This window comes from Deefgea sp. CFH1-16 (genome assembly GCF_016881365.1).
Lineage (GTDB): Bacteria > Pseudomonadota > Gammaproteobacteria > Burkholderiales > Chitinibacteraceae > Deefgea.
Genome location: NZ_WLYT01000001.1, coordinates 3,345,223 through 3,357,086, shown reverse-complemented (window position 1 = coordinate 3,357,086; position 11,864 = coordinate 3,345,223). Strand labels below are relative to the sequence as shown.

Genomic DNA, 11,864 nt, shown 5'->3' with positions numbered 1-11,864 from the left:
CTGATGAATTGCGGCTAATCAAGAGCTAAAATATGCATAGTGCGGAGTCAGCCATGTTGCACAATAAGAGGCTGCAATTGGTTGGCGTCAGAATTATTCATTGCTTCAGTTGCTTCAGTTGCGTCAGGAGTAGGCTGTTCAAGATGCTTTAAATGACGTTCTGCAATGACGCCTAATTCATGTGCCGTAGCGGATAATTCTTCGGAAGAAGAAGAAAGGTGGTTCATTAATAGGCTAATTTGTAGATTTTCTTGATTAAGTTGCGATAAATTGTGCGATTGTTTACTCGAATTGAGTGCAATATCTTCAACGAATCGCTCCGTTTCTTCTGTGTGAGATAACTTAGGTCGCCAAATAAGTGGCCTACTTCATTTGAGCTGTTAATTCCTTGTCGTACGAGTAGCTCAATATCGCCCGCTGCGGTTTGGCTTCGATTTGCGAGTCGCCTAACTTCTTGAGCTATAACATCAAATCCTTTGCCATGTATGCCTGCTCTGGCCGCTTCAATTGCGGCATTTAAAGCCAAAATATTAGTTTGATAAGCTAAGTCATCAATAATGCTTATTTTGCTGTTAATAGAGGCTATCGCACTGATTGTTTGTTGGATTAAAACATGGCCTTCTTTGGCGCGAGTTGCGCTTTCTTTTGCAATGTAATGGGTGCTATTGGCGTGCTCGGTATTGGTCTTGATTGATTTTGATATTTCGCTCATTGAAGCATTGCTACGCATTAGACTGGTATTTTGCGCACTCATTGAGGTGGCAAATTCAGCGGCGGTTGCCGCTATTTCTTCAGAAGTTACGCTAATTGTTTGGCTAGATTGTTGGTCGTTGTCGTTTCGATCAATGATGTAGTTATGAAGTTGCGTGCACACATCGCTAAGAGCGTGAGTTTCTTTGTTTTCTGCAGGGTAAATGCAGTGCAAATGTGGATTGGTAGTGATTTGATGTAAATTGTTTTTTATTTGAGAAATTGGCTGAATAAATTTCCATTTAATAAGTTGCATTAAAATAACAAATAGAATGATGGATGTCGGTAATGAATACAATAATATGCTGAGTTGTTGTTTTTGTGATTTATAAGATAAATCTTCCTTGTTGTAAGTTATTTTAATGGTCGATTTATCTAATGTGTTGGTATTCGCTTGTGTCTCAAATTGAATTGGTATTGTTGATTTGGTTTGGCTTTGCAGGTCGATTATTAATTTATTTTTATTGTAAATTTTAATTGATTCTACAAATGAATTTTTTAATTCCGCCGAAATTATTTGTCTGGCGATTTCAGCTTGGTTTTGTTCGAGCAAAAGAGGTAGGGCGATAGCAATTTTTTTGCTGATGAGTGCCAACTCATGGGCTCTTTCTGTTTCTAGCTGTTTTGCAGACTGCTTATAGCTTAGCGATTGAACTGCCAGTAGAAGTAAGCCGATGATTAGGGCGATGTAGATATTGACCCCGATAGATTTCAAACTAAGCATGGCTACTCCTTATGCTGACGAATATTTTGTAATTAGCTTACTTTTTTTACGGGCAATGATGTCTTTATTGTCCGAGCTATATTGCACACATTGCCACTATAAATTTTTATAGCTTATGTTTTGCCGTCTTGCGCCGTCATTTATAAATGGGGCTCATATGAAATATTACGTAAGATGAAATAAATTTACGCGTTTTGTATGGGTTTGTTTATTCTTTGGCTGACGATGAAGCTAGATTTTTATTGGGTACATGCTAAGTTTTGTAGGGAGTGTGTGCATAGTGCACCTTCGCGGTTACAACTCACCAGTGCAATAGGGGTCTGATATGTTTGCTGCTAACGAGGTCGCCATCTTAGGGGGGGCGGTTGTTTTTGGTGTATGGAGGCCTTGTTTGTTCGATTAAATGGGGTGCTTAAAGTGGAATCAGGGTTTTGCGGTGGCAAAACTAAAAATCCAACTTATGAGTCTGTGTGCGCTCAAGAAACCGAGCATGTGGAGGTGGTGCGGATTGAGTTTGATCCCAAGGTAATTAGTTTTGAGATTTTGCTGGATGTTTATTTTGATTCTCATGATCCAACTTCGATTGATCGGCAGGGGGATGAGGTTGGGCGCTTATATCGCTCAATGATTTTTTATCAATCAGAGCAACAAAAAAGTATTGCCAAAAAAGTAATCCAACAGATCGAAGCGGAAAAGCGGTTTTCCAATCCGATTGTGACCGAAGTAGTGTCTGCTCAGCCATTTTGGCTGGCTGGCTCCGAGCATGACTCTTTTTTTGAGAAAAACCCGCTCGATCCTTACTGCGTAACCACGGTGGTACCGAAAATGCTACGGTTTCGCCGAAAATTTGCTGCCCTTTTAAAAAAGTGAAATGCGTTAGCGCATTTAAATTTGCGTGTTTTTGTTCTGATTTTATGAGGTGAGTTATGGTTGATTGGACAACGCTGGACAGTATTATTCGCGATACGATTGCGCCTGCGGCGATAGAAACCGATAAAAATGCGGTGTTTCCGCGTGTTGCCATGACCCGATTGGGTGAGGCCGGTTGGCTAGGGTTACTGTCGTCCGCTGAGGTGGGCGGCTTGGGTTTAAGTTTGAATGACGCGGCAAAAGTGATTGAGAAAATAGCTGAAGCTTGCCCAACCACGGCCATGGTGCTGTGTATGCATTATTGTGGTTCGGCGGCGATTGAGGCTTTTGGCCGTATCGAAATTCGCCGTGAGATTGCTGCCGGGCGGCATTTAACCACCTTGGCGTGGTCTGAGAATGGCTCGCGTAGCCATTTTTGGGCGCCAGTGAGTACCGCGCGTTTAGTGGGCGATAAAGTGGCGTTGGATGCTGAGAAATCATGGGTTACTTCAGCGTGTGAGGCCGATTCCTATGTTTGGACTTCAAAGCCTTTGGCAGCAGAGGGTTTAAGTACGATCTGGTATGTGTCGAGCAGTACGGCTGGTTTGACCATGCCAAAAGCCTTTGATGGCATGGGCTTGCGTGGTAATGCGTCGTCGCCGATTTATGCGAAGGCGGCGATGGTGAGCCCGAGCGATCAAATGGGTCAGGATGGCGCTGGCTTTGACATTATGATGGGTACGGTTTTGCCGGTATTTGCGGTGCTAACGGCTTCGTGCTCAGTCGGTATTATCGAGGCGCTGATGCAAAGAACGGTGGGCCATGTTACTAGCGTGCGTTATCAGCATACCGATAGTGCTTTGGCTGACTTGCCGACGATTCGGGCGTATATCGGCAAGGCGAAAATCCGCGCTGATATGGCCAGAGCTTTGCGCGACGATACGCTAGCGGCAATTGCTTGTGGCCGAGCGGATACGATGTTGCGAGTCTTAGAGGTAAGAGTTGGATGTGCCGAAACTGCGCTTGAAGTGGGTGATGTGGCGATGCGAGTGTGTGGTGGCGCGGCGTTTCGTAAAGATGTGGGTGTTGAGCGATATTTTAGGGATTCTAGAGCGGCCGCTATTATGGGGCCGACTTCCGATGTGTTGTTTGAGTTTATTGGTCGAGCAACGTGTGGAATGGATTTGTTTTCTTAAGCGATTTTTACAGCGATCTCAAATTCTGAGATCGCTGCAATTAGGCTAGATTACGGTAGTGTTAATGCCGCTGAAATCTGTGATGCCCATTCTTTGCGTAGACTCCACGTGTTTTTCATGTCGGACAGCTCGGCATACCAGCGATTGGCCGTGACCGGATGCGCAAATTCACCGTTATAAATAATGCCGTCGTTTGAGCTCAGTGGTGCTTCTTGGTCTTGACCGCTGAGCGTTGGGTGAATGACTTTGAGCTTGATTGGGCCTAAATCATTGCGGTTTAAGATGATTCGCACGGTTCTTTGGTTGTCACCGAGTAAGATCTGGGCGGTAATGCCTTTGGCAACGGCAGCTTGATCTTGCTCTAGGCGTTGATTGACTTGGTTGCCTTCTTTGTAATAATTATCGCTCACCAAGCTGTCGGTCGAGGTGGAGACAAGGTAAAGCATGTGAAACCCACCCATGATGGCCAGTACGGGGAAGGTGATTAATAGCCAAACATGGGGGTGCTTGTACCAAGGTTTTTGTTCTTCAGTCATCTTAACGTCCAATAAAAGTGGCTTTTTCTACTACGGTTTGTGCCGGATCATCTTTGGCGGTCACGATAAATTCAATTTCGTGGCTGCCCATTTTGGCAAATTGCGGTGGCACTTGAATGCGAACGGCCACGTCACTCATTGCCGTGGGTGCCAATTGGATTTGATTTTCACCGACAAGTTTCATTTCCGGCAAACCTTTGGCTTGAATGGTGTAGGTATGCGTTTGTTCGCTGGCATTTTGAATCAACAGGCGGTAGCTGTTTTCCAATAAGCCATCTTCTACTTCACGTACCAGCGCCACGCGATCGCGTTCAATATTAACTTTCACCGGTTGGCGCATCATTAACGATACGACGGTGACGCCAAGCGTAATGCTAATGACCACGGCGTACATAATGACCCGAGGACGGGTGATTTTTTTGATGATGTCACGCTCGGGATATTTATGCTCCAAGGCGTTTTCAGTGGTATAGCGAACCAGCCCGCGCGGATAGTTCATTTTGTCCCATGATTTCATCGCAAGCATCAATACACGCCGCACAACCGATGCATTCATATTGCAGGCCGTTACGAATATCGATACCCACCGGGCACACTTGAACGCACATGGTGCAGTCGATACAGTCGCCAAGGCCTGCGGCTTGATAGTCGCTGCCTTTTTTGCGGCTGCCACGGTTTTCACCGCGTTCCTGGTCGTAGCTGATAATTAGCGTATCGGCATCAAACATCGCACTTTGAAAGCGCGCATACGGGCACATGTATTTACAAACTTGTTCGCGCATCCAACCGGCATTGCCATACGTAGCAAATGCATAAAACAGCACCCAAAACAGCGCATAACCGGAGAGTGAAAAGCTCAGTAGATCAGTCCATAAGGCGCGGATGGGTGTGAAGTAGCCGACAAAAGTAAAACCAGTCCAAAGTGCAAACAGCACCCATAGGCTGTGTTTGATGAATTTTAAACGCAGCTTTTTGCCGTTTAGTGGCGCATTGTCGAGTTTAATCCGGGCTGCGCGATCGCCTTCAACCCATTTCTCTATCCATAAAAATATTTCGGTGTACACCGTTTGCGGGCAGGCGTAGCCGCACCATAGTCGGCCACCAATGGTGGTCCAAGCAAATAAACCAAATGCACTCAATAGCAATAGTGCAGTCAGGTAGATAAAGTCTTGTGGTAGGAAAACCAAGCCAAAAACATAGAATTTGCGGTGCAATAGATCAAACAGCAGGGCTTGTCGATCGTTAATGATGAGCCACGGCATACCATAAAAAAACAGCTGCGTAATAAAAACAAAAAACACCCGCCAGTTATTCCAAAATCCAGTAATCCAACGCGGATAGATTTTTTTGTGCGCGGCGTACAGCATGACTTCTTCGAGCTGGCCGTCGTCTTTGACATTCACCACGTTAATTGGAATTTCGTGAAGTTTTTTGCTCATGATTAGCTCCGAGAAAAACAATACTAAAACCCAGTTTACGCTGGTCTTTAGTATTGTTTTTATAGTTAATGTCGATAGTGCAAATTGCCGCTTAATCGCTTGAATGAAAAACGGGCGGATTAGATCCGCCCGTGATGATGCCGGTAATGCTTATTTCTTTTCGTGGCTTAGACCATATACATAAGCAGAAAGCAGATGTATTTTGCCGTTGCCCAGGAAGTCTTGCCAAGCTGGCATAACGTTGTTGCGGCCATTGGTAATGGTTTCAACAATCGTTGCCTCTGAGCCGCCATATAACCACACTTTATCGGTGAGGTTAGGTGCGCCAAGCGCTTGGTTACCTTTGCCGTCGGTGCCGTGGCAAGCCACACACACACTTGAGCGTAAGTATTGGCGCCGCGCTCAGCACGAACGTTATTGTAGGCAGGGTTGCCCGACAACTTCATCACGTAGTTAGCGACGTCGCGCACTTTTTCTTCACCAAAAACAGCACCAAATGCTGGCATTTGACCATGACGACCGATTTTGATCGTATGTTCAATGTCTGCAGGCGTGCCGCCGTAGAGCCAATCGCTATCCGTTAAGTTTGGAAAGCCTTTGGCGCCACGACCATCGGCACCGTGGCATTGCACGCAGTAAGTTTGAAACAAATGCTTACCCATTTGCGTTGCTTCAGGCGACTGAGCAACTTCAGGGATAGGCATGGCCATGAACTTGGCGTACAGCGCATCAGTTTGTTGGTCGGCTTTGACGATCTCTGCTTTGTATTGCCCTGCAGAAGACCAACCTTTGGCGTTACCAAAAGCGACCAAGCCTGGGTAGAGAAATAAGTAAGCCAAAGCGAAAACAATCGTCGCGATGAACATGCCCACCCACCAGCCTGGTAGCGGGTTATTGTATTCCTCTAAGTCACCGTCCCACACATGGCCGGTAACTTGCGCTTTTTCGCCTTTTTTTAGTTTGAATTTCATCTGCGTAGCGAGAATATAGGCGCAATAAAAAATCCCGCCTAAAGACACTGCCGCGATGAAATAACCCCAAAAACTGCTCGTAAAATCATTCATATTTTATTCTCCGAACGCATTAGGTCTGCTTGTCTGATGAAGGCAAGTCATCGTCAAGAAATACGCGCTGTGCCTCTTGTTCAAAGCTGGCTTTGTTGTGGCGACTGAATGCCCAAAAGCAAATCCCAAGAAACACGATAAATCCAAGAACGGTGACCACAATGCGGGCTTCAGTTTGCAGATCCATGGTGCTTACCTCTTGTTTTTCAGTGCGAGACCGAGGCCTTGTAAATAGGCAATCAGTGCATCCATTTCTGTCTTGCCTTTGACTGCTTCGGCAGCACCAGCAATATCAGCGTCGGTATATGGCTCACCTAAATCACGCAGTGTTTGTAGCTTTTTCGGCATCAACTCGGCATTAACCGGTTTGGTGGCCAAAAAGGCAAACGCAGGCATATTTGATTCAGGGACCACATCACGTGGATTCATCAAGTGAGCACGATGCCATTCATCAGAGTAACGCGCGCCAACCCGAGCTAAGTCAGGACCAGTTCGTTTTGAGCCCCATTGGAAAGGGCGGTCATACACTGATGATCACCCGCAACAGAGTAGTGGCCGTAGCGCTCAGTTTCTGAACGAAATGGTCGAATCATCTGTGAGTGACACGCGTAGCAACCTTCACGAACATAAACGTCACGGCCTGCAAGCTGTAGAGAGCTATAAGGTTTAACGCCAGCGATGGGTTGAGTGACACTTTTGCTAAACATCAGCGGCAAAATTTCGACAAACATTGCAATGCTGAGGGTAAACAAAGTCAGGATGATCAGATAAAACACGTTTTCTTCAACGATTTTCTGAATTTTATTCATTTCAATATATTCCTTCCGCGATCAGGCGTGCGCTGCAACGGCAGGGATCGGTGCATCAACCGCTTTGCCTTCGGAGATGGTGCGAATCACGTTGTAGAACATCAGCAACATACCCGATAAGAACATCACGCCACCCAAGAAGCGGATGAAGTAGTAAGGGTACGACGCTTTAACTGCTTCAATAAACGAGTAAGCCAAAGTGCCGTCGCTATTGAGTGCGCTCCACATCAAGCCTTGAGTTACACCGGCAATCCACATCGAGGCGATGTACAGCACGGTGCCTAAAGTGGCCATCCAGAAATGCACTTCGATTAACTTAACCGAGAACATTTGGTCGCGACCAAACAAACGTGGGATCAAGTAATAGATCGAGCCGATGGTAATCATCGCTACCCAGCCCAAAGCACCAGAGTGAACGTGACCTACAGTCCAGTCGGTGTAGTGGCTCAATGCATTGACTGATTTGATCGCCATCATTGGGCCTTCAAAGGTCGACATGCCGTAGAACGACAATGCAGTCACTAAGAATTTCAAGATTGGATCAGTACGTAGTTTGTGCCATGCGCCTGACAAGGTCATGATCCCGTTGATCATGCCGCCCCAGCTTGGTGCCAGCAAAATCAGTGAGAACACCATACCTAAAGACTGAGTCCAGTCAGGTAATGCGGTGTAATGCAAGTGGTGAGGGCCCGCCCACATATAGGTGAAAGCCAAAGCCCAAAAATGCACCACTGACAGACGATAAGAATAAATCGGACGTCCTGCTTGTTTTGGCACGAAGTAATACATCATGCCCAAGAAGCCTGCAGTTAAGAAGAAACCAACCGCATTATGGCCATACCACCATTGCACCATGGCATCGACTGCGCCGGAGTAAATAGGGTATGAATCCATAGTGCCCCAAACGGGTAGAACCATGCTGTTTACAATGTGTAGCAAGGCCACGGCAAGAATAAATGCACCGTAGAACCAGTTTGGCGACATAAATATGTTTCACTTTGCGTTGAGTAATGGTGCCAAAAAACACAATGGCATAGCACACCCAAACAATCGTGATCAAGATATCAATCGGCCAAGCGAGCTCGGCGTATTCTTTGCCTTGGGTGTAACCCAATGGCAAAGTAATTGCGGCCAATACAATGACCAGCTGCCAACCCCAAAAGTGGAAGGCGGCGAGTTTATCGCTAATAAGTCGCACATTACAGGTGCGCTGAACTACGTAGTACGACGTTGCGAATAGTCCACAGCCACCGAACGCAAAAATTACTGCGTTAGTGTGAAGTGGGCGTAAACGACCAAAATGAAAGTACGGACCGACATTGAGTTCTGGCCAGAACATTTGGGCGGCGATAATTACGCCAACCAACATTCCGACAATCCCCCAAACGACCGTCATGATGGCAAACTGCCGAACCACTTTGTAATTGTATGTGGCTTGGTTTTCCATTAGAGCGCTCCGATTGATCTCCAACTGCTTGGAATTTAGTTAAAAACTTATTTTTGATTTGTGCTGAGTGGTATTTGTTGTTGGGCGTTCCCAATAACGATGGCCTAGCGATGTCTTTTTTCCCGCTGATAAGGGGCGAAAGACTCCATCGACTATACGCAACTCAATGCCGAGCAAACTTGATATTAATCAAGTGTACATAGTTACAAACCGCCCGATTTTACCTGTTTGTAACGGGTTCAGTCAGGATTTTTTTGTTTTTCTGCATCGTTTGAGTCGGTTTTTTTGCGGCAACTTGTCATCGTCATGCAAAATTCGCCAGCTTGGCCCTTCAAGGTCGTCTAGTTGACCACTGCGGATGGTCCACCAAAAGATAAAGCCAATGACGAAGGCCAGTAGAATCGAGAGCGGAATTAACAGATAAAGGCTTTCCATTTTATGGCCTTTTTGGGCGTGAAAGTAGTCGTAAGGCATTGACGACAACCAGCAATGAGCTGATCGCCATGCCTAAGCTGGCCAGCCAAGGGGAGATAAACCCAGCTGCCGCCAGCGGCAATGCACCCAGATTGTAAAGCAAAGCCCAAAGTAAATTTTGTTTGATAATGGACTGTGTTTTTTTGGCGAGTGCCAGTGCGGCGGGAAGGCAAGACAGATTGTTGTTTAATAGCACCATATCGCCAGCGGCATGCGCAATATCCACGCCAGCGCCCATGGCAATCGAGACATTGGCGAGCGCTAGCACGGGAGCGTCATTCACGCCATCGCCAATCATTAACACAGTTTTGCCTTGTTGTTGTAAGGAATGCATGTAGCTGACTTTGCTTTCAGGTGTCGCATTGGCCACCGCAGACTGAATATTGAGCTGCTGAGCCACGGCCTGTACGCTGCTCGATTGGTCACCAGAAACCAGATGCAGGTGGACGCCGCAGGCTTTGAGTTCAGCGATGGTGGTGATGGCATCAGCGCGCAACTGATCGGCTAATACAAAGGCGGCTAGCCAGGTATATCCATCTGATAGTGCCACCATGCTGCCTTCGGTCCGATACTGCTCAAATTCTTCGGGTACGGCTTGTTGTATCTGCTCGGCAATAAAGGTTAGCGAGCCGATGATGTAATACTGTTGATTGATCGTTGCGGATAGACCGCCCTGGATATGTTTTTGCACTTGCTGCGCCGCGGGTAGGCTTTCGGTATTGGGTTCGGCTAAAAACGCTTTGGCAATTGGATGCTCAGATTGCTGTTCAAGACTTTGCGCAATAGCCAAAGCCTGCCCGCCACTGATATTGAGGGCGATGGTTCGGGTGATTCGGGGCTCGCCAAAAGTGAGTGTGCCGGTTTTATCGAGCACAATATCGGTGACTTTGGCGAGGGTTTCCAATAAGTTGGCGCGAGTCACCAATAAACCCAGTTGCGCCAAATGACCTGTAGACGCGGTGAGCGCGGTGGGCGTGGCGAGCGACAGCGCGCAAGGGCAAGATACAACTAACAGCGCCACCGTAATCGGTAGGGCATGCAAAGGATCGTGCAAATGCCAGTACCAATACGTTGCGGCGGCGGCGATCAGTAGACCAAAAACAAACCAACCGGCAATTTGGTCGGCAATGGTCGCCAGTCGTGGCTTTTGGCTCAGAGCTTGATCCAAAATGCGCACCATTGCGGCAATTCGCGTTTCGCTACCTGTGTGTAGTACTTCAATCGTGAGTGGTGAGAGTAAGTTGGCGGTGCCTGCGGTGACTAGCGCGCCGCTGGTTTTATGCACGGGTAGCGATTCGCCCGTGAGCATGGCTTCATTCACATCGCTAGATCCTTCGAGCACCACCCCGTCAATAGGGATGATTTCACCTGCTTTGACCACAATCCAATCGTTGGTCTTGAGCCGGCTGACGGCAACTTCATGCAATCGCTGCTCGGCATCCAGTTGATGGGCAAAGGTGGGGACTAATTTAACGAGTTTTTCTGCCGCAGCACCAGCACTGCGCCGCGCTTTGAGCTCTAAATAGCGGCCGCCTAATAGTAAAAACACAAACATTGATACGGCATCGAAATAAATCTCGCCATGATCGGTGATCAGCGCATACAGACTGGCAAAAAATGACACCAATACGCCGATGCTGACCGGCAAATCCATGCTGGCGCGGCCACGACGCAAATCGCGCCAGCTATTGCGATAAAACGGCCAGCAAGAATACAGCACCACCGGTAAGGTAAGTAAAGCGCTACCCCAGTGCATCATGGATAACCAGTTGGCTTCGATTTCCCCAGCGGGTGCGAGGTAAATCGGCACGACAAACATCATGACTTGCATCATGGAGAGACCGGCAACCCATAGGCGAAATAAGGCCGACTTTCTTTGTTTTTGCCAGTTTTGTTCATCGCGTGCATGGTCGTAAGGGATGGCGCGATAACCAATGGCGGCGATGTGTTGCAAAATTGTTGATAGCTGAATTTGGCTATCGTCCCAAGCAATGCGTGCCCGGTGATTGGAGTAATTGATCGATACCGAGGTAACACCCTTCAGTTGGGCGATATGTTGTTCATTGAGCCAAATGCAGGCTGCGCAGCTAATGCCTTCTAGAATTAGCGCCGCTTCTTTTTCTTGGCCGCTGGTGGTGTGCACAAAATCTTGCTGTAAGGCTGGGTCGTCATACAGTGCCAGTTGCTCAAGTAGCTCGGCAGGCAGCGGCGCGTTGCGATCTGCTGGCTGTTGCCTTTGTGTATAGTATTGATCTAAGCCGCTGTTGATAATGGTTTCGGCCACGGCTTGACAGCCCGCGCAGCAGGCAGGGTGTAAGGCTTGGCGATAGCGGATTTGAAATTCACTTTGGGCGGGGCAAGGTTGGGCGCAGTGAAAGCAAAGCATGGATTCGGTATTCATTACCACATTTTAACCAAAACCGCTTCAGGGTGGGAAAGCAATTCTAAAATTGGGTTTTACATTTGATATTGAGCGCTGGGCTCAATTGAATGGTGTTGAATAGTTGCATTAAATGATTGCCGTGCAATGGGTGTTTTGATAAATATTTTATATTTGAATCAATGTCTTGCTGTTA

Annotated in this window: 10 protein-coding genes and 4 pseudogenes; 2 read left to right on the top strand and 12 right to left on the bottom strand. The window is 47.2% G+C overall.

The window, feature by feature from the left end; all coding sequences use genetic code 11:
• Window positions 1–47: 47 nt before the first annotated feature.
• Together GKO28_RS18245 and GKO28_RS22055 are read right to left on the bottom strand one after the other, a co-directional pair.
• The gene (locus GKO28_RS18245) at window positions 48–227 is read right to left on the bottom strand and encodes a hypothetical protein (RefSeq protein WP_182077328.1); all 180 of its coding nucleotides are present in this window, start codon (window positions 225–227) and stop codon (window positions 48–50) included.
• On the bottom strand, window positions 227–1,474 hold the full coding sequence (locus tag GKO28_RS22055; RefSeq protein WP_182077327.1) for a methyl-accepting chemotaxis protein: 1,248 nt from the start codon (window positions 1,472–1,474) through the stop codon (window positions 227–229). The genes GKO28_RS18245 and GKO28_RS22055 overlap by 1 nt, the downstream gene beginning before the upstream one ends.
• Before the next feature lie 369 nt (window positions 1,475–1,843).
• Between GKO28_RS22055 and msrA the strand changes: the two are divergent.
• Window positions 1,844–2,344 (top strand): annotated as a pseudogene (gene msrA, locus GKO28_RS18235) (peptide-methionine (S)-S-oxide reductase MsrA); the annotation flags it as partial.
• Between the two features lie 56 nt (window positions 2,345–2,400).
• Window positions 2,401–3,519 carry an acyl-CoA dehydrogenase family protein gene (locus tag GKO28_RS18230; protein WP_182077325.1) on the top strand — a complete coding sequence of 373 codons (1,119 nt, stop codon included), beginning with the start codon at window positions 2,401–2,403 and terminating at the stop codon, window positions 3,517–3,519.
• Window positions 3,520–3,569: 50 nt separating this feature from the next.
• Here the strand turns inward: GKO28_RS18230 and GKO28_RS18225 are convergent, their stop codons facing one another.
• The 10 genes and pseudogenes from GKO28_RS18225 to GKO28_RS18190 all read right to left on the bottom strand — a co-directional run bounded on the left by GKO28_RS18225 (window position 3,570) and on the right by GKO28_RS18190 (window position 11,689).
• Entirely contained in the window at window positions 3,570–4,055 is a 486-nt protein-coding gene (locus GKO28_RS18225) for a FixH family protein (protein WP_182077324.1), read from the bottom strand.
• A 1-nt stretch (window position 4,056) separates the two neighbouring features.
• Window positions 4,057–4,554 carry a FixG Ig-like domain-containing protein gene (locus tag GKO28_RS20715; protein WP_247646650.1) on the bottom strand — a complete coding sequence of 166 codons (498 nt, stop codon included), beginning with the start codon at window positions 4,552–4,554 and terminating at the stop codon, window positions 4,057–4,059.
• Entirely contained in the window at window positions 4,517–5,494 is a 978-nt protein-coding gene (gene ccoG / locus GKO28_RS18220; RefSeq protein WP_247646649.1) for a cytochrome c oxidase accessory protein CcoG, read from the bottom strand. Before ccoG ends, GKO28_RS20715 begins: the two co-directional genes overlap by 38 nt.
• A gap of 150 nt (window positions 5,495–5,644) precedes the next feature.
• Window positions 5,645–5,863 (bottom strand): c-type cytochrome, encoded by a 219-nt coding sequence (locus tag GKO28_RS22505; RefSeq protein WP_307839066.1) that lies wholly within the window; start codon window positions 5,861–5,863, stop codon window positions 5,645–5,647.
• Between the two features lie 59 nt (window positions 5,864–5,922).
• Window positions 5,923–6,465: pseudogene (gene ccoP / locus GKO28_RS22500) on the bottom strand (cytochrome-c oxidase, cbb3-type subunit III); the annotation flags it as partial.
• Between the two features lie 112 nt (window positions 6,466–6,577).
• Window positions 6,578–6,745, bottom strand: coding sequence for a CcoQ/FixQ family Cbb3-type cytochrome c oxidase assembly chaperone (locus GKO28_RS18210; RefSeq protein ID WP_182077323.1), 168 nt, complete (start codon window positions 6,743–6,745; stop codon window positions 6,578–6,580).
• A gap of 5 nt (window positions 6,746–6,750) precedes the next feature.
• Window positions 6,751–7,367, bottom strand: a pseudogene (gene ccoO, locus GKO28_RS18205) (cytochrome-c oxidase, cbb3-type subunit II).
• Between the two features lie 21 nt (window positions 7,368–7,388).
• Window positions 7,389–8,814, bottom strand: a pseudogene (gene ccoN / locus GKO28_RS18200) (cytochrome-c oxidase, cbb3-type subunit I).
• Window positions 8,815–9,057: 243 nt separating this feature from the next.
• The gene (ccoS, locus tag GKO28_RS18195; protein WP_182077322.1) at window positions 9,058–9,249 is read right to left on the bottom strand and encodes a cbb3-type cytochrome oxidase assembly protein CcoS; all 192 of its coding nucleotides are present in this window, start codon (window positions 9,247–9,249) and stop codon (window positions 9,058–9,060) included.
• Window position 9,250: 1 nt separating this feature from the next.
• Complete coding sequence (locus GKO28_RS18190) at window positions 9,251–11,689, bottom strand: heavy metal translocating P-type ATPase (RefSeq protein WP_182077321.1); 2,439 nt, start codon at window positions 11,687–11,689, stop codon at window positions 9,251–9,253.
• Window positions 11,690–11,864 lie beyond the last annotated feature (175 nt).

Excerpts from the sequence above, each read along its gene's own strand:
- GKO28_RS18245 (WP_182077328.1), bottom strand. The coding sequence starts at position 227 with ATGAACCACCTTTCTTCTTCTTCCGAAGAATTATCCGCTACGGCACAT.
- GKO28_RS22055 (WP_182077327.1), bottom strand. The coding sequence starts at position 1,474 with ATGCTTAGTTTGAAATCTATCGGGGTCAATATCTACATCGCCCTAATC.
- GKO28_RS18230 (WP_182077325.1), top strand. The coding sequence starts at position 2,401 with ATGGTTGATTGGACAACGCTGGACAGTATTATTCGCGATACGATTGCG.
- GKO28_RS18225 (WP_182077324.1), bottom strand. The coding sequence starts at position 4,055 with ATGACTGAAGAACAAAAACCTTGGTACAAGCACCCCCATGTTTGGCTA.
- GKO28_RS20715 (WP_247646650.1), bottom strand. The coding sequence starts at position 4,554 with ATGAACTATCCGCGCGGGCTGGTTCGCTATACCACTGAAAACGCCTTG.
- ccoG (WP_247646649.1), bottom strand. The coding sequence starts at position 5,494 with ATGAGCAAAAAACTTCACGAAATTCCAATTAACGTGGTGAATGTCAAA.
- GKO28_RS18210 (WP_182077323.1), bottom strand. The coding sequence starts at position 6,745 with ATGGATCTGCAAACTGAAGCCCGCATTGTGGTCACCGTTCTTGGATTT.
- ccoS (WP_182077322.1), bottom strand. The coding sequence starts at position 9,249 with ATGGAAAGCCTTTATCTGTTAATTCCGCTCTCGATTCTACTGGCCTTC.
- GKO28_RS18190 (WP_182077321.1), bottom strand. The coding sequence starts at position 11,689 with ATGAATACCGAATCCATGCTTTGCTTTCACTGCGCCCAACCTTGCCCC.